Source organism: Yoonia tamlensis, from assembly GCF_900115105.1.
In the GTDB taxonomy this organism is placed as follows: Bacteria; Pseudomonadota; Alphaproteobacteria; order Rhodobacterales; family Rhodobacteraceae; genus Yoonia; species Yoonia tamlensis.
The window spans coordinates 142,445-160,188 of sequence record NZ_FOYP01000003.1; the positions used below are offsets into that span (position 1 = coordinate 142,445).

Annotated in this window: 17 protein-coding genes; 7 read left to right on the plus strand and 10 right to left on the minus strand. The window is 57.7% G+C overall.

Going from position 1 to position 17,744, the window contains the following annotated elements; genetic code table 11:
• Positions 1-144: 144 nt before the first annotated feature.
• The 4 genes from BM320_RS15595 to BM320_RS15610 form a co-directional block, all read right to left on the minus strand.
• Positions 145-651: a hypothetical protein gene (locus BM320_RS15595; protein ID WP_090201728.1), complete on the minus strand. Its 507-nt coding sequence runs from the start codon at positions 649-651 to the stop codon at positions 145-147.
• Positions 648-1,889, minus strand: a complete 1,242-nt coding sequence (locus tag BM320_RS15600) for a bifunctional folylpolyglutamate synthase/dihydrofolate synthase (protein ID WP_090201827.1) — start codon at positions 1,887-1,889, stop codon at positions 648-650. Before BM320_RS15600 ends, BM320_RS15595 begins: the two co-directional genes overlap by 4 nt.
• 29 nt (positions 1,890-1,918) lie before the next feature.
• On the minus strand, positions 1,919-2,839 hold the full coding sequence (gene accD, locus BM320_RS15605) for an acetyl-CoA carboxylase, carboxyltransferase subunit beta (protein WP_090201729.1): 921 nt from the start codon (positions 2,837-2,839) through the stop codon (positions 1,919-1,921).
• An 83-nt stretch (positions 2,840-2,922) separates the two neighbouring features.
• Positions 2,923-3,837 carry a CPBP family intramembrane glutamic endopeptidase gene (locus BM320_RS15610; protein ID WP_242651079.1) on the minus strand — a complete coding sequence of 305 codons (915 nt, stop codon included), beginning with the start codon at positions 3,835-3,837 and terminating at the stop codon, positions 2,923-2,925.
• A 97-nt stretch (positions 3,838-3,934) separates the two neighbouring features.
• On the opposite strand from BM320_RS15610, the gene ilvD reads away from it, so the two are divergent.
• The 4 genes from ilvD to BM320_RS15630 are packed head-to-tail and all read left to right on the plus strand — an operon-like array spanning position 3,935 to position 7,487.
• Positions 3,935-5,668 (plus strand): dihydroxy-acid dehydratase, encoded by a 1,734-nt coding sequence (ilvD, locus tag BM320_RS15615; protein WP_090201730.1) that lies wholly within the window; start codon positions 3,935-3,937, stop codon positions 5,666-5,668.
• Positions 5,640-6,284 (plus strand): dihydroxy-acid dehydratase, encoded by a 645-nt coding sequence (locus BM320_RS15620; RefSeq protein ID WP_131802437.1) that lies wholly within the window; start codon positions 5,640-5,642, stop codon positions 6,282-6,284. Before ilvD ends, BM320_RS15620 begins: the two co-directional genes overlap by 29 nt.
• A 41-nt stretch (positions 6,285-6,325) precedes the next feature.
• The gene (locus BM320_RS15625; protein WP_090201732.1) at positions 6,326-7,099 is read left to right on the plus strand and encodes a DUF6478 family protein; all 774 of its coding nucleotides are present in this window, start codon (positions 6,326-6,328) and stop codon (positions 7,097-7,099) included.
• Between the two features lie 19 nt (positions 7,100-7,118).
• Entirely contained in the window at positions 7,119-7,487 is a 369-nt protein-coding gene (locus BM320_RS15630) for a hypothetical protein (protein WP_090201733.1), read from the plus strand.
• Here the strand turns inward: BM320_RS15630 and BM320_RS15635 are convergent.
• Entirely contained in the window at positions 7,484-8,287 is an 804-nt protein-coding gene (locus BM320_RS15635; RefSeq protein ID WP_131802439.1) for a hypothetical protein, read from the minus strand. The genes BM320_RS15630 and BM320_RS15635 overlap by 4 nt on opposite strands.
• Before the next feature lie 231 nt (positions 8,288-8,518).
• Between BM320_RS15635 and BM320_RS15640 the strand changes: the two genes are divergently transcribed.
• The 3 genes from BM320_RS15640 (at position 8,519) to BM320_RS15650 (ending at position 12,411) form a co-directional block, all read left to right on the plus strand.
• On the plus strand, positions 8,519-10,543 hold the full coding sequence (locus BM320_RS15640; RefSeq protein WP_090201735.1) for an NADPH-dependent 2,4-dienoyl-CoA reductase: 2,025 nt from the start codon (positions 8,519-8,521) through the stop codon (positions 10,541-10,543).
• Positions 10,544-10,684: 141 nt separating this feature from the next.
• A complete protein-coding gene (locus tag BM320_RS15645; RefSeq protein WP_090201736.1) occupies positions 10,685-11,590 on the plus strand; it encodes a LysR family transcriptional regulator in 906 nt (301 codons plus the stop codon).
• 92 nt (positions 11,591-11,682) lie between these two features.
• On the plus strand, positions 11,683-12,411 hold the full coding sequence (locus BM320_RS15650; protein ID WP_165615075.1) for a GGDEF domain-containing protein: 729 nt from the start codon (positions 11,683-11,685) through the stop codon (positions 12,409-12,411).
• A gap of 2 nt (positions 12,412-12,413) precedes the next feature.
• On the opposite strand, the gene BM320_RS15655 is transcribed toward BM320_RS15650, so the two are convergent.
• The 5 genes from BM320_RS15655 to BM320_RS15675 form a co-directional block, all read right to left on the minus strand.
• A complete protein-coding gene (locus tag BM320_RS15655; RefSeq protein ID WP_090201738.1) occupies positions 12,414-13,436 on the minus strand; it encodes an OmpA family protein in 1,023 nt (340 codons plus the stop codon).
• Entirely contained in the window at positions 13,399-14,121 is a 723-nt protein-coding gene (locus tag BM320_RS15660) for a GNAT family N-acetyltransferase (protein ID WP_090201739.1), read from the minus strand. Before BM320_RS15660 ends, BM320_RS15655 begins: the two co-directional genes overlap by 38 nt.
• Entirely contained in the window at positions 14,118-14,840 is a 723-nt protein-coding gene (locus tag BM320_RS15665; protein WP_090201740.1) for a competence/damage-inducible protein A, read from the minus strand. Before BM320_RS15665 ends, BM320_RS15660 begins: the two co-directional genes overlap by 4 nt.
• A gap of 62 nt (positions 14,841-14,902) precedes the next feature.
• Positions 14,903-16,396, minus strand: coding sequence for an AMP-binding protein (locus BM320_RS15670; protein WP_090201741.1), 1,494 nt, complete (start codon positions 16,394-16,396; stop codon positions 14,903-14,905).
• Complete coding sequence (locus tag BM320_RS15675) at positions 16,393-17,691, minus strand: malonyl-CoA decarboxylase (protein WP_090201742.1); 1,299 nt, start codon at positions 17,689-17,691, stop codon at positions 16,393-16,395. The genes BM320_RS15670 and BM320_RS15675 overlap by 4 nt, the downstream gene beginning before the upstream one ends.
• Positions 17,692-17,744: the final 53 nt, after the last annotated feature.

Here is a 17,744-nt window from a genome sequence, read left to right on the forward strand (position 1 = left end):
GCACAAGAAGACAGGCCATATCGGCCCGCCCGCTTGCCCTGCCAAGACTGCTCCGCTACGCCTATTACGTATGACGTTCCGCGTTTAGAGCGACACTACGCGACGAAGTGATTCGCAGTCAAGTGAGTGATTCGCGCGTCGGCATTAACTGACCGGTTCGTAAGTCCGGCAATAGGGATCAATCGGCACTGGGCTAACCAGAAACGGGGTATCGGGGGGCATGCCGCTTTCTTCGAGCCAGACACCGTTGAGACAAAAATCCTGCGCGTAATTGCCAAGGTTGAACCCGAACCCCGGATTGCCGCAGTCATCGGCGTCACCGCCCGCGTTCCATGCCTGCGTCACCCCAAGCCCCAGATCGCCGGGAGTGACGAAAACCTCGCGCTGCGGGTCATAGCGCAGCATCCAGCTTGTGCTGGCTGTGCGCCGCGCCATATCCCATTTCCCCAAAAGCGTGCCTTCTTGGTAACCGGCAATTTTGAACCGCGTCACGCTGGTTTCATCAATCAACGGCTGGTTCAGCGCGCTATCCATGATCGTCATCTGGCCGGTCATCGTATAGCCGTTCGATCCGGTCCAGCAGAAATAGAAATCTGCCGCCTGCGCCTGATTGGCGACCAGCGCGATGATGGCGGCGCCCGCGCGGATCATGCGCCATTCTCGCGCATGACGTGGCCTGCAAGGTAAAGTGAGCCGCAAATAAGGATCCGCGCATCGGGCGCGCGGGCAGTGATATCGCGAATTGCATCCGCGACGCTGTCTGCAACTGTGGCCGGCATTCCGACCGCGCGCGCGGCTTTGGCCGTGTCATCCGCAGGGATCGTATTCTGTTCGTCCGGAATTGAAACGGCAGTCAATGACGCGGCCACCTGCGCAAGCGGGGCAAGATAGCCCGCAATGTCTTTGGTGTTGAGCATCCCGCAAATCAGATGCGTTGGCCGCGCGGCTTGCTGTTGCAATGCCGCCGCCAATGCGCGCCCTGCGGCCGGATTATGCCCGCCATCAAGCCACAATTGTGCGGGGCTGGCCAGATCAACCAGTGGGCCCTTTGTCAGCCGCTCCATCCGCGCGGGCCAATAGGCTTGGGTCACCGCTGCCTCGCAGGCGGTATCGTCTTTGCCAAGCAGCCGCAGGGTCGCGATTGCAGCGCCCGCGTTCATGATCTGATGCGGGCCGGACAGATTGGGCAGTGGCAGGTCCAAAAGCCCGCGTTCATCCTGAAAAACCAGCCTGTCGTGTTCCGCCTGAACATGCCAATGCTGGCCGTATGCATGCAATGGTGCGCCCAAGCGCGCGGCGACGGCTTCGATTACATCCATGCTTTCTGCGTGTTGCGGGCCAACAACGCAAGGCACGCCGCGCTTGATGATCCCCGCCTTTTCGCCCGCAATTTCTGCCAGCGTATCGCCCAAAAACTGCTGGTGGTCCAAATCAACGGGGGTGATCACGGTCGCCGCAGGGCGCTCAATCACATTGGTCGCATCCAAACGCCCGCCGAGCCCAACCTCGAGCAAGGTGTAATCTGCGGGCGTCTGCGCAAAGGCCAGAAGGCCCGCGACGGTCGTGATTTCAAAATAGGTGATCGGGTCAGTGCCGTTAACGCGGTAACATTGGTCCAGCACGGCTGTCAGCGCGTCTTCGGTAATCAGTTCACCTGCAAGCCTGATCCGTTCGTGGAACCGCGCCAGATGTGGCGAGGTATAGGCGTGGACAGATGATCCGCCCGCCTCTAGCCCCGCGCGGATCATCGCTTGGGTCGATCCTTTGCCGTTAGTGCCCGCCAGATGGATGACGGGCGGCAGGTTTTCATGAGGATTGCCCAGCTTATCCAGCAGGGTCCAAACGCGGTCGAGCGTCAGATCAATGACCTTGGGGTGCAAGGCCATCATCCGGTTCAGGATCACATCAGATCCGCTGCTCACTTGGCGGGGTCCGCGGGCTTTGCTTCGGGCGCGGCCTCAGGGGCTGGCAGATCACCTTTGATCGGCGCCTCCAGACCCATCAGCATCCGCACGATGGTCACAAGTTCATCCTTGAGTTCAGGGCGCTTGGTGACGCGGTCCAGCATGCCGTGGTCCAGCAGGTATTCGGCGCGCTGGAACCCTTCGGGCAGTTTTTCACCGATAGTCTGTTCGATCACGCGCGCACCGGCAAAGCCGATCAGCGCATTGGGTTCCGCAATCTGCACATCGCCCAACATCGCATAGGACGCGGTCACACCGCCCGTGGTCGGATGGGTCAGCACCACAATATAGGGCAGCCCTGCCTCTTTGAGCATCTGGACCGCAATCGTCGTGCGCGGCATTTGCATCAGGCCAAGAATACCTTCTTGCATCCGCGCGCCACCTGCTGCCGAAAACAGGATCAGCGGGCGGCCAAGTTCAATCGCGCGTTCAGCCGCGGCCACAATCGCATTGCCGACATACATCGACATAGAACCGCCCATGAACGAAAAGTCCTGCACAGCCACCACAACGGGGGTGCGGCCCATTTCACCTTCGGCGACCAGCATTGCATCTTTTTCGCCGGTCTTTTTGCGCGCTTCCTTGATACGATCCGTGTATTTCTTCTGATCGCGGAAATGCAGCGGGTCCGCGACGGGTTCGGGCACCGCGACCTCGACATAGACGCCGCCGTCAAACATCGACACCAGACGATCACGCGCGGAAATCGCCATGTGGTGATCGCAATTGGTGCACACATTCAGATTATCCGCCAGTTCGCGGTGAAACAGCATGGTTCCGCACTCTGTGCACTTCGTCCACAGGTTTTCCGGCACCTCGCGGCGCGAAAACAGCGAATTGATTGTCGGACGGACGTAGTTGGTGATCCAGTTCATTTGCGCGCCTTTTAAAGTGTTCTCTCTCAAATATGACGGGGCGTCACGAAATGCAATCAATGCCGCGCAAAACGGCAGGCATGTCACCGCCGTATTGCGATCCTTGCGGCGAGCCACATGACAAATACGGACAGGCCGCGCAGCGCGACAAGCCAAGCTGTCGCAGGCGTGGCAAGCGCCTCCAGCCCGTCGCTATAGATCGCGGGGTCCTCGTAGGGGAACAAGAACAGCGCAACCCCGCTGCCTGGCCAGCCGGCAATGGCATAAAGCAGAATCGCAAAGGCATTATTTGCCAGATGCAGCCCGATTGCCGGCCCCAAATTGCCCGCGCGCGCGGTCAGATCGGCGCAAGCCACCCCGAGCATGGTTGCCCATAGCGCCCAGATCGCCCCTTCGGCGGGCCCTTGTCCGTTCCAGTAGTGCAATGATCCGAACAAAACCGACGGGATACCCATCCACACCCAACGCCGCCGCGACAGGCAGGCAAGCTGCTGCTGTAGATAGCCGCGAAACATCAGCTCTTCGGTGCCGACCTGCACCAAGAGCACCGCCAAAGTGATTGGAATCAGCAGCACCCAACCCGCAAAGCCGCGCATCTGCGCGATGCTCAGGTCGTACCATGGCGGCAACAACTCTTGCGCGCCCAAAACGGCCGCAACAGCCAGCCCGACCGCGATAAGGTCCTGCCTTGTCGCGTGCTTTGGCCCGATAAGCGACCAGAACCCGCGACCGTGCATCAGGTTCACCAACATCACCAATCCGGCCCCGCCGATCCCGAAGGTCAAGAATTGCAGCAACGTCCCAAAGGCCGAAACCCATGTGATATATGCCTCTTGTGCCTCGAGACCTGTCAAAAACACAAATGTGATATCGGACGATAGTGCAAAAATCAGCTCAAAGCCGACCACCACAAGCACCACACGCCACAGTTGTGGCGCGCGGGCGGCGGGTTGGAAAAATGCTCGGTGATGCGGGTAAGGGTCAGACATGCGGGACATTAGGCCGCGCATCTACGGGCCTGCAAGCGCAGTTCTAACTTGCGTCACCCGCGCCCAACTTTTAGACCTTGCGCAACTGTTCCCGGGAGATAAGCCAATGCTTAAAGGCAAAGCCGACAAAACCAACCTACCCAGCCGCCACGTCACCGAAGGCCCAAGCCGCGCGCCGCACCGGTCGTATTTCTATGCGATGGGTCTGGACGAAGACGATATTGCGCAGCCATTCGTTGGCGTTGCGACCTGCTGGAACGAAGCCGCGCCCTGTAACATTTCCCTGAACCGTCAGGCGCAAGCTGTGAAACTGGGCGTCAAGGCCGCCAATGGCACGCCGCGCGAATTCACCACCATCACTGTCACAGACGGCATCGCGATGGGCCACGAAGGCATGCGGTCGTCGCTGGCATCGCGCGAAGCGATTGCCGACACTGTTGAACTCACCATGCGCGGCCACTGCTATGACGCGATTGTGGGTCTTGCGGGCTGTGACAAATCCCTGCCCGGCATGATGATGGCGATGGTGCGTTTGAACACGCCGTCCGTGTTCATCTATGGCGGGTCGATCCTTCCGGGCCGGTTAAATGGCAAAGACGTCACCGTGCAGGACGTGTTCGAGGCTGTTGGCCAGCACCAAGCGGGCAATATGTCGGATGCCGAGCTTGAAATTCTGGAACGTGTCGCCTGCCCGTCTGCGGGTGCCTGTGGTGGTCAGTTTACCGCCAACACAATGGCTTGCGTGTCCGAAGCCATCGGTCTTGCACTGATGAATTCATCCGGCGCCCCTGCCCCCTATGAAAGCCGCGACCAATATGGTGAGGCGTCCGGTCAGGCCGTCATGAACCTGATCGCCAAAAACATCCGCGCACGTGACATTGTCACCCGCAAATCGCTGGAAAATGCGGCCCGTGTTGTTGCCTGTACTGGCGGGTCCACCAACGCAGGTCTGCACCTGCCCGCAATCGCGCACGAAGCCGGCATTGATTTCGACCTGTTCGATGTTTGCGACATTTTCCACGACACCCCTTATTTTGTAGACCTCAAGCCGGGTGGACAATATGTTGCCAAAGACCTTTACGAGGCCGGCGGTGTTCCCGTTGTTCTGAAAGAATTGCGCAAGGCAGGTCTGATCCACGAAGACTGCATGACCGCAACAGGCCGGACCATGGGCGAAGAGCTGGACATGATCAAAGGCGAAGCTGACAACAAAGTCATCTATTCCGTCGAAAACCCGATCACAAAAACCGGCGGTGTTGTTGGCCTGAAAGGCAACGTCGCCCCCGAAGGCGCGATTGTTAAGGTCGCCGGCATGGCAACCCAAGAACAAACATTCGTTGGCCCAGCCCGTGTATTTGAATGCGAAGAAGACGCATTTGAAGCCGTCAAAGCCCGCAAATACGAAGAAGGCGAAGTGCTGGTCATCCGCAATGAAGGCCCCGCAGGCGGCCCGGGTATGCGCGAAATGCTATCCACAACAGCGGCGCTGTCCGGCCAAGGTATGGGCAAGAAAGTCGCGCTGATCACCGACGGTCGTTTTTCTGGTGCGACACGCGGGTTCTGCGTGGGTCACGTCGGCCCAGAGGCCGCGCATGGCGGCCCGATTGCCCTGCTGCAAGACGGTGACGTGATCACCATCAACGCGATCACCGGCGAACTGTCTGTCGATCTGACCGATGATGTTCTGGCCGAACGCAAGGCAAACTGGACAGGTGCAAAACCAACGATCTATGCCTCTGGCGCGCTTTGGAAATATGCGCAGTTGGTCGGATCGACCCGTCTTGGGGCGGTCACCCACCCCGGTGCGAAAGATGAAAAACACATCTATATGGACCTGTAAGCGCGTGCTGCGTCAGGTTGCTTGTTTGGTCGGGGTGCTGGCAATTGCTGCTTGCACCCCTGTTACCACACAAGATTCGATGGTTTTCACAGATAGCAATATCATCGCGCAAGCCCCGACAGGCTATTGCGTTGATGGCGCTGCAAGCAATCCTGAAACGGGATTTGCGGTGCTCGCACTTTGCGCGACCTTGCAAGGTGGCGGCGCCATACCAAGCACAGCAGCCGTTGCGACGATCCAGATTGGCGCCGCAAACTCTGGCATGGTTGCTGGCGGTGAAACCGCGCTTCGCGACTTTTTGGAAAGCGATGCGGGCGCCGCATTGCTAAGCGGGTCCGGCGATAGCAGCACCATCAGCGTAGTCGATGCACAATCGTCGCGGGGGCGCGTTACCGTGAACTTTAGCGATAGTGCGCCGCACAGCATGCCTGGTTTGCAATCCCACGAATGGCGCGCATTCAAAGACATCAACGGGCGGCTTGTGACGGTGGCGCTGCGCGGGCTTGCCACTGCGCCGCTTGACGAAAGCACGGGCATCTGGTTGCTCAATGCGATTACCACCGGAATATCCCCCGTCGTATTCGCACAAACCGACGCGCAATCATCTGAATCCTAGCCGCAATTGTGCTAGGGTTTGCGCGCAACCAAGGGCAGCACATGGCAATGAACCCGAATTCTTTCATAGGACGGACTATCCAACGTGTTTCCCATGCGCGCTGGGCCAAGGCTGCGCGTCGTGCAAACCGCACCGAACTTACCCAGCTGCGCATGCTACGGCAAAATGCACGGCAGCTGTTGGGCCCGTTACAAGAATTGAGCCAAATCGCCGAGACCCGTCTGGCGCGGCCCCGCATTGGGTCAACAACCTTTGCAAGACCCGTTGGCACGGATTGGTCGTGGCGGCCGATGGCGTGGCGGGCTGCGTTGCCGCAGCGCGGCTTGTCTCCGGCGCAAAACAAGGCCCGCATGGGCGATGAAATCGGCATTTTCCACGATTGCAAACGCCCTGAAATCACGCTTAGCCAGCAGCGCAATCTTGGCGGCGATGATCTTGCGGCATACGGGCTCGGGCTTGAAGTTTTTCATTTTGACGGCCGTTTTTTGTCGCTGGTCATCGACCTGCCCGCCGAAGCGAGCGTCGGGCTCAAGAAACGGCATATCCTACGGCTTAGCGCTGTCATCGACCGCGAAGTGCCGATCAATATCTACGCGCGGCTGAACGTCAAGAACGGGCCAAACACCGAACAATCATTGCTGATGCTCTCTGACACCCAGCGCGAAACATCCGCCGAATTCGATCTGGCCTACACCCAGTTGAACGAAGCACGCACCGAAAAGATCTGGATTGATCTGCTGTTTGAAGACCCGCATATGAACAAAATTACAATCCGCGATATCAATATCTGCCGCTTTCCGCGCGCCGAAATCTAGCCTTTGAAAAGGACTCGTCATGGCAACCTATACGCTCACGAAAACACGGCAGATCGCAGGTGTTTGGGAAGGTGTTTTGACAGGGGCAGGCAGTGATGCGCCCGAACTTCGCGTCACCCATCAGGGCGCGCCCGTGCCCGGGCTGTCGTTGCAGCACGATCCGGCAAAAAGCCAATGGCACGTCGGCGTGCCGATCCCTGCCGAACTGATCAGTGACGGTATCCAGACTTTTGTGATTAGCGATGCAAGCGGGCACACATTGGCCAGCTTTGCGTTGCTCTCGGGCGAGGCGCTCGCCGAAGACATCCGCGCCGAAGTAGACCTGCTGCGCGCCGAGCTGGACCTGCTCAAATCCGCGTTTCGGGCGCATTGTAACGACCGCGCCTAGCGTTTCTTTTGCATCCGCGCTTGGCGTAGGGCCCGAATGTCATCTGTGCTCACTTTTGGCGGGGCGTGTTGCGCGGCCCGTTGCACGGCGGTTTGTGCAACATAGTCTTCCCATGTCAGCACCGCGGTTGCGAAATACCAGCTTGACGCCCATGCCATGATCAACGTCCCGCGCAAAGCGGTCCAAGGCGCAAAATCGGTTTGAAACGGAATGTTTTCACCCGCTGATAGGGCCATCACGGCGCCAACCATCAGGCCAAGGAATGTCCAGATTTCGCCAAAGAACGAAAACAAATGACCGCTGAACATCCAAACCGCCATCACAAAGCTGAGGCTAATCGCGCCACGGCCAAACCCGGCGAAGGCCCGATAATCCCAGCCACCCCGCCCCGTTGACGCCGCCGCCGCCGTCATAGGCACCGCAAACGCGGCCGTCGTGATCGCGACAGGGGCCAGAAAGCCGATCAAAAGCGCGCTCCAAACTGGCGACACGCCAAACACTCCTGCAAAAAGCCCCAATGGGTTAATCGTGAACCCGGCCAACGTGATTATCCAGATCAGTGCCGCCATAAACAGGTTCACCAAAACACCGACAACTAGGAAAATGACACTGTAATAAAGACAGATTGTGAACACCGTGCCTGCCGCTATCGGCTGCGTATGCCCGCGCGCAAATAGCGCGCAGCGTATTCCCGCAATGCTGAGCCAGATGCTCACCATGCCGGGGACAAGCCAGCCGACGAAAGGCAAGATACTAAAGAGCGATAGGATCAGCGCGCCGATGCCAAGAAATGGTAGCAAAATCAGGTAGCGCCAAAAAGTTGAAACAGAAAGTGGAAGTGCTTTGATAAATATGAACATGTATATTATGTAAGCATAGCTGACCTATTTTCAAGGGTGACGCACACTTTATGGTTGCGCCCAACCCTTTCGGCAATTGAAAATAAGCAGCGAACCCGTACCTATTACGCCACGTCCTAGATGACGCGCGCGTCAACTTCGGGCATGGTTTTCGAAACTGGGAGGCACGCAATGACAACATATCCGCACCTACTCGCCCCGCTTGATCTGGGGTTCACGACGCTCAAGAACCGCGTGCTGATGGGGTCGATGCACACCGGCCTTGAAGAAACCAAAGACTGGAACCGCGTTGCGGAATTCTATGCGGCGCGTGCGCGCGGACAGGTCGGACTGATTGTCACCGGTGGCATGGCCCCGAACCCCGAGGGCGGCGTTTTTCCCGGTGCCGCAGGGCTTTACACCGCTGACGACATTGCCAACCACCGTGTTGTCACCGACCGCGTGCATGATGCGGGCGGCAAGATTGCCATGCAGATTCTGCACGCAGGCCGCTATGCCTATAGCCCCAAATGCGTGGCGCCCTCTGCCGTAAAATCGCCGATTTCTCCCTTTGCGCCCACCGAACTGGACGCCGCGGGCATTGAAAAGCAGATCAACGACATGGTCACCGCCGCCACCCGCGCCCAAGAGGCAGGCTATGACGGGGTCGAGGTCATGGGCTCGGAAGGCTATTTTCTGAACCAGTTCCTGGTCACTCACACCAACAAGCGGACCGATGAATGGGGTGGATCGTATGAAAACCGCATGCGCCTGCCTGTCGCGGTGGTGCGCCGCGTCCGCGAGGCCGTCGGCCCGAATTTCATCGTGATCTACCGCCTGTCGATGATTGATCTGGTCCCGAACGGGTCCACATGGGCCGAAGTCGTGCAATTGGCCAAGGCGATCGAAGCCGCCGGCGCCACGATCCTGAACACCGGTATCGGCTGGCACGAGGCCCGCATCCCCACGATTGCCACATCTGTACCGCGCGCCGCATTCACATGGGTCACGAAAAAACTGATGGGCGAAGTGCAAATCCCTGTGATCACTTCGAACCGGATCAACATGCCGCAGGTCGCTGAATCCGTGCTTGCAGATGGCTGTGCAGATATGGTCAGCATGGCGCGCCCTTTCCTTGCCGATGCGGATTTCGTCACCAAGGCCGCCGCAGGAAAGGCAGCCGAGATCGCGCCGTGCATCGCGTGCAATCAGGCCTGTCTTGACCATACGTTCAGCGGCAAACTGACGTCATGTCTAGTAAACCCGCGCGCCTGCCATGAAACCGAATTGAACATTCAACCTGCTGCAACCAAAAAGAAAATTGCAGTTGTCGGCGCAGGCCCTGCGGGGCTTTCATCGGCTGTCGCTGCTGCTGAACGCGGGCATGATGTCACCATTTTTGAAAAAGCATCAGAGCTTGGCGGTCAGTTGAATATGGCCAAGCAAGTCCCCGGCAAGGAAGAATTCTGGGGGCTGGTCGATTACTTCCGCACAATGGTTGCAACGGCGGGTGTAAACGTATTTTTGAACACCACTGCGACCCCTGAATTGCTAGCCGATTTTGACGAAATCATCATCGCCACCGGCGTCACCCCGCGTGACCCTGCGATTCCCGGCCAGGACGGGCCTAATGTGCTGTCCTATATCGACGTGCTGCGCGGCAAGGCGCCCGTTGGCAAACGCGTCGCGATCATCGGCGCGGGCGGGATCGGGTTTGATGTGGCCGAGTATCTGGTCACTGGCGACAGCCCGACCGAAAACCTGCAAGAATGGCTAGAGGAATGGGGCGTTGGCGACCCTGAAACCACACGCGGCGGGCTACGTGCCGAGGGTCCAAAACCCGAGGCCCCGACCCGCGAAGTCACCTTGTTGCAGCGTAAATCAGCCAAACTTGGCAAAGGTTTAGGCAAAACCACGGGCTGGATACACCGCGCCACATTGCAGATGAAAAACGTCAATATGATCGGCGGCGCGAACTATGAAAAAATCGACGCGGCCGGCCTGCATATTTCACGCGGCGAAGCCCGCGAAGACCCGCAACTGATTGCCGCTGATACCATCGTTCTATGTGCCGGGCAGTTGCCTGAACGTGGTCTGGCCGACCAGCTGATTGCAACCGGCAAAACGGTTCATGTGATTGGCGGCGCGGATGTCGCGGCCGAACTGGATGCAAAGCGCGCAATCAACCAAGGGGTGCGTCTCGCCGTCGATTTGTAACTTATGAGCGATAATCGGCTTGAAACAAGCAATTATCGCGCAATAAATCTATGCGTTCCCCGAATTTGCCAGCCATTTGACCCATTCCCGCCCGATTTCTAACGCACAAACACATGAGCCTTTTGAAATTTGGGAATGTGCATGGATCGTCTGACGGAAATGGAAGCCTTTGCAACAGTCGTTGACCAAGGCGGTTTCACTGATGCGGCCAAGAAAATGGGGATTTCCAAATCCGCTGTTTCCAAACATGTTTCGTCACTCGAGGCGCGTCTTGGCGCGCGTCTTCTAAACCGCACCACACGCCGTGTCAGCCCCACCGAAATTGGTCTGGCCTATTATGACCGCGCTTGCCGCGTTCTGAATGACGCAGGCGAGGCCGACGCGCTGGTGACGTCCATGCAATCCGCACCTTCGGGGCTCTTGCGGATCAGTGTCGCGACCGATTTTGGTGTGAACCATCTTTCGCCGATTCTGGGTGATTTTTTGCACGAATTCCCAGATATCACGGTGAATATGGTGCTGAACAACCGCTACGTCGAACTGATTTCCGAAGGGTTCGACATGGCCGTGCGCATCGGGGAATTGGAAGATAGCACGCTGCGCGCACGCAAGCTGACGGAAACAACACGGCGCATGATCGCAAGCCCTGCCTATTTTGACAAATACGGACGCCCCGAAAAGATTGATGATCTGAATGATCACAAGCTGTTACACTATTCAAATCAGGCCAATTCCGCCGTTTGGAAACTGACTGCGCCTTCGGGTGAAAAACGGCAGGTCCGCACCGCGGGCTGGCTGACTGTGAACGACGGTCAATCGCTTTTGAATGCCTGCGTCAGCGGGCTGGGAATCGCCTATCTCCCGTCGTTTCTTTACGCCGATGCACTGCGTCAGGGACTCGTCGAAGAAGCCATCCCCGGTTTGCCAGTTGAAACCCAAGGGATTTATGCCGTCTACCCCCCTGGCCGGTTTACACAGCCTAAGGTGCGGGCATTTATCGACTTTTTGGCGCATGCCTTCGCCGATAAGGGCCCGAACGCCTGGTAAATCAACAGCGTTTTTCGCGCCGCGATTAAGTGCGCATTAAGAGCCTGCACCTATTGTCCGGCCTTATGATAGAAACGCGAATTGACAAACTTATGCGCATTCTGGAACCCCGCAGCATGCCTGCGATTGTGGGGCGGTTTGCGGTTGTTGTCAGTCTTGTCACGATCGTCAATTTTATCTTTATGCGGATCTACGGCCTGTCGCACCTTGTCACGCCGGTCTACTATTTTCTTCATGCCATTTTTGTCGGCGGGCCGTTTGTTCTTTTCGGGCTGCTGGTAATCGTTTTCCAGATCAGATTGCAGCGCAGGCTTTCATTTTTGTCCCGCAAGGACGGGCTGACCGGGCTAGATAACCGCCGGACGTTTTTTGAACATGCTGACATCAGGCGAAAGAAATGCAAAGGCGGGGTGCTGCTTCTTGTCGATGCCGATTATTTTAAGCGCATCAATGATACCTATGGCCATCAGGCAGGGGATATCTGTTTGAAACGTATCGCAAAAACACTGAAACACAATGTGCGCCACGATGATATCATCGGCCGTGTCGGCGGTGAGGAATTTGCGATATTTCTACAAAATGTCTCGCTTGAACAGGCCTGCATGGTTGGTGAACGGCTGACCAAACCCATCACATTTCGCCCCTCTACAACCAGCGTTTCGCGTGATCTGCGGGTGACCCTATCCGTAGGCGCAACCGTGAATGACGTTAATCAGCCGCTCGACACGCTATTCGCGCGCGCGGATCAGGCACTTTATAAAGCAAAGGAAGGTGGCCGCGCGCAGCTTGTGGTCTGGAACGAACAGATGCGCATGCACTAAGGTTATTCACTGGTTGAAACGACGATTACCTCGACGCGGCGGTTTTCCTGACGCCCTTCTTCGGTCAGGTTGGATGCGATCGGCGACAGGTATCCCATGCCTTCGGCCGCCAATTGTGCGCGCGCAACACCGTAATCAGTTACCAGCCGCTCGAGCACCGAACCCGCGCGCCGTTTTGACAGCGCAATATTTGCGTCCAGCGATCCGGATGCATCTGTATGCCCGACAAGCGCGACATCGCGGTCCGGATTGTCAGCCAGATAATCGGCAAGCGCGCGTAGCGATTGCATGTCACCCGCAGCAAGCTGCGAAGACCCTGTTTCAAATGTCAGATCCGCCAGTATTGCGTGGCCGCTTGCCGCGAGCTGATCCGCAAGGCTGCCTGAACTGGTTGGCGCGCCCCGCGTCAATGCCGCACCTTCGGCCACGGCGACAACTGGTGCCTCAGCCAATTCGGGTCCCACATGAACAAGCTGCACAAACCCCGCCTGCGCTGTGCGGCTTACCAATAGCGTCAGATATTCAGGTCCCTGCGCACCGATACGCCGTGCCGAAAGAAACCGGAAATCGCCGATGTTGATTTGCATCTCGGGCGGCGGCAACGTCGGGGTGCCAAAGCGGAAATCAAATCCACCGCAGGCCTCGGTCTGGCATTCAAATATGATTTGATAGCGGTCGTCGCGCAATTGTTCACGCAATGGTCGCAACAGCTGTAACGTGGTCAACGCCTGTGCATCTATCCGCCATGCCTGTTTGGTAACCATGCCTTCGACGATTTCGACGGGCAGCACGCCATTCGCCCAGATATCCACCGGCATGGCATAGCTATCAATTGCGACGACCGCTTGAAACTGCTGGTGTGCGTTGTTCGGAAACTGCAAGCTTTGCGCGCATGCGCCTGTCGCAAATGCGCAGGCCAATGCAAGGCCCGCAATGCCGCGGTTTGCCCTTTGGATGGTGGTGGCACGCAGCAAACGGTTCAACAGGTTACTCCGGCAGGATCCGATAGTGATACTGTCCCACATGGGTCATCCCAAGGGAAGCATAGAGCGCGTTTGCTGCCTCGTTTTCTTGCGTTGTCACCAGCGTCAGATAGGCTGCCCCCTGCGCCTGCGCCCAATGCGCTGCTGCAATTGTCAGATCGCGGGCCAATCCCCGACGGCGGTGCGTGGCGGCAACTTCCAACGCGTGTATCATGGCGCAATCGCCGGCAATTGCGACATAGGCAGTGCCCGCCGGCGTATCATCCACCCGCCCGAGCAAAGTAGTTTTCGGGTCCCGCGCACGATCCATGATCGCAATGCGCCCCTGTCCAATGCCACCGCGCGCCCAGATTTCAGCCTGCACCGCAAGCGGCGGCCAAGCCGCGAACGTGCGCTCGGCAACCAATGGCTGCACGACATCACCTACGGAAACCGCATACATATTCACAGGGTCCTTGATCACATAGCCCCGCGCTGCCAGCAGCGCATCCAGTTGTGCGTCACCTTCGCGGATCATAAACAAGGGGCGCTGCCCGCCTTCGATCATGGCCGATTGTGCAATTGCGATATCCGCGTCTTGAACGGGTTGCTCGGCAGTTGCCGCATTGACCCTGCTGCTATTGCTCTGGTCGAGCCGCACAGCCCATGGCCCTAGCGCCTGTTTCACCGCCGCAGGCCATGTGCCTTCGATCACCGCATAAAGTTTATTGTTGTCGGGAAAGCTCATGCTTTGAACACCTGTTTGAGCGCGTCAAAAGCCGCATCAAGCCGCGCAACATCGCCGCCGCGCACCACAAGGTTTGTGCCATATATGCCGTCTTTCTGGAACGGGTAGGATCCGACGGAAAGATCGCTGTAACGCGCCGCAAATGCCGTAAGCCGTGCCGCTACGTCACCTTCGCCTTGCAGCAACGGCAAGCTGCGTGAATGCAGTGGCGTGCCGCCTGTCAACAAGGGCAGGACGCTGGCCACCATGGCCTGAAACACCAATGGCACCCCCGCCATGACATGCACATTTTGCAGCGTAAATCCTGGCGCAATGCTGACCGGATTATCAATAAGCGTGGCTCCGTCGGGGATGCGCGCCATGCGCAAACGCGCTTCATTCAGCTCTTTTCCGGACGCATCGTAATGTGCCTGCAAAAGGGCGCGCGCATCGTCTCGCACATCAATCGGCACGTCAAAGGCAGCCGCGATGCAGTCTGCGGTAATGTCGTCATGCGTGGGGCCGATTCCGCCGCTTGTAAAAACGTGGTCAAACCCGGCCGCCAAAGCCTGCACCGCAGTGACGATCGCCTGCGCATCATCGCTGACAACGCGCACTTCGCGCAGGTCAATCCCGATCGGGCCCAGCGCCTGCGCCAGATGGTGCATATTGGCATCGCGCGTGCGGCCCGACAGGATTTCGTCACCGATAACAAGCATTGCGGCGGTTGGGTTGGTCATCGGTTTTCTCCTGCGGGTGGCGATTGTTCGGGCGCGCCTATTGGGCGCGCTCCCCCCATGATCTACACACCATATTCATCACGCAAAAGGTTCTTTTGGACTTTCCCCATTGTATTGCGGGGCAATGCATCGCGCATGATATAGCGGCGCGGGTGTTTGAACCGTGCCAGTTTCGGGGCAACCTGCGCCATAATGGCGTCATCCGTGACCTGTGCCTGCGGTTCAAGGACAACAGCCGCAAGCACTGATTCCCCGAAATCCGGATGCGGCACGCCGAACACCGCGCTTTCAAGAACCCCGTCGACGTCATTGATCACATCTTCGATCTCCTTGGGATAGATATTGTAACCGCCCGAGATAATCAGATCTTTTTGACGTCCGACAATGCTGATCCGGCCGTCATCAGCCGCAATGCCAAGATCACCCGTGATAAAGAACCCGCTTTCGCGCAACTCTTCGCGCGTTTTTTCGGGCATGTTAAGGTAGCCCTGAAATACGTTGTCGCCGCGCACCTCGATCATGCCGATTTCGCCCGCAGGCAGCTGGGCGCCGCTATCGGGGTCGGTGATGATCACTTCGGTGCCGGGCAGGGCAAAACCGACGGTGCCAGCGATCCGGTCGCCCGCATAGGGGTTTGACGTGATCATATTGGTTTCCGTCATCCCGTAGCGTTCCAGAATACGGTGACCGCTACGCTGTTCGAATGCCGTATGGGTTTCCGCCAACAACGGGGCGGATCCCGAAATAAACAGCCGCATATCAGCGCATAGTTCGCGGGTCAGTCGCGGATCATCAAGCAGCCGCGTGTAGAATGTTGGCACCCCCATCAATAGCGTGGCTTGCGGCATTGCATCAATGACCGCCCCTGTAGAAAACGACTGCATAAGGCGCACCTGCGCCCCCGCCAGCAGCGACGTGTTCATCGCCACAAAAAGCCCGTGCGTGTGAAAGATCGGCAATGCATGGATCAAATGGTCATTTGCCGAAATTTCCCACAGATCAACCAGCGATCTTGCGTTCGACAGCAGGTTCTTGTGCGACAGCATCGCGCCTTTTGATCGCCCCGTTGTCCCCGAGGTGTACAAAAGCGCGGCCAAATCCTCTGGACCGCGCGCCGCTGTTGCAAATGTCGTTGGCGCCGCATCTGCCGCCTGCGCAAGCGTGCCCGACCCGTCACCCGCGATTGTCAGCACCGGCAGATCAAAACCCGCGGTGAACTGGTCAACATCCGCAGCGTCGCAAATGATCAACTGCGGGGTCGCGTCTGTGGCGAAATAGGTGATCTCGGCTTGGGTATAGGCCGTATTTAGCGGCAAATAGACAGCCCCCGCCTGAATCGCTGCCCCATAAAGCGCAATCGTGTCTGCGCATTTGGGTGCCTGCACCAAAATACGGTCACCGGGTTGCACGCCTGCGTCGTGCAATACATGCGCAAGCTGCGCGACCCTTTCCACAAAACCGGCATAGCTGATCACACGCCCGTCATCGCATGCCATAAAGGGTTGTGTATTACCTGCATGCGGCGCGATCAGCGCATCGTAAAGTGTATTTGTCACGCGTGTGGCTCCTTTGGTTTGGTTGGCAGCGGCGCTGTCGATAGGCTTTGAACGCTGCGCGCAGAAGCCACCGTTTTTGCCATGGCAAAATTTTCGTGGTTCCGCTCTGTTTGTGTCAGATCATAAAGATAATTTACCATCGCCCCGCACGATTGCGCCATGCCATTATCAGAGCTATCCGCGCCGGCATGGATGTCGTGCACTTCGGCGCCGTTGCCCAGATGGAAACGGGTGACCGGATCGCGCGGCAAACCATCGCCGCGTTTGGCCGTCAGCAAATAGCGGGCGGCCATCATTTTGACATCAGTCGCAGGCGCCTTGCCGGCAAGCACGGCCTGCGCGGCCAGCCCGTGTTCGGGATCGTCGGTTTGGGTTGCCAGCCATTTATTCAGCCCAGGAATAGGCGAAAGCGTTACATAGGTTTCAATCTGCGGACAGGCCAAGGACAGTTCCGCCACGACCTGTTTAATCAACAGATTGCCAAAGCTGATGCCGGTCAGCCCTTTTTGGCAATTCGAAATCGAATAGAAAACGGCGGCCTTGGCTTGATGTGCCTCGAGAGGGGTGCGCCCTTCGGACAACAATGCATCAATAGAACCTGGGATATCTGCGGTCAGTGCGACCTCGACAAAAATGAGCGGCTCATCTGGCATCGCGGGATGAAAGAACGCAAAACAGCGTCGGTCGGGCGGGTACAACCGCCGACGCAAGTCATCCCAGTCGTCGATTTCATGCACGGCCTCATAGGCCACGATTTTATCAAGGATGCGCGCGGGCGTGTCCCAGCTGATTTGCTGCAAGACCAGAAAACCACGATTGAACCAGCTGCGCAGCAGGTGCACAAAATCATAATTCAGGCGTTTCAGATCCGGATGGTCGCGCAACCGTGCCAACAAATCGACACGCATCGCCACCAGTGTCGCGGTTGCTCCAACCGGCTGGTTCAGCCTGCGCAAAAGCTCCTGCCGCTTGGGCTCGGCGGCCTGACACAGGGATTGGAAATTATCGGGGGACGGGTCTTTGGCGTATTGCGCCGCGAGCGTTGCAACCAGCGTTGCATCGATTTCAAGCTTGGAATTGAGATAGTAGAAAAAGGCCGTCTTATCATCACCCGAAAGCGCCGCGTAGCGGGCAATGATGGTCGACGCCAGCCGCAGACCCGACACTTCACCCTCTGCCGACAGCAACGCCTGACATAATGTATAGATATCGCGCTTGTCATATTTAGCGCTCGGCGCGCCGCGCCGGTCAAACAATTGCGATAGAATATCCCCGAGAAAGCGGTTCCGCTGCATGATAGTCCCCTTTAAAGAGTCGCAGCATTAATATCGATATTTTTTGCAACAGT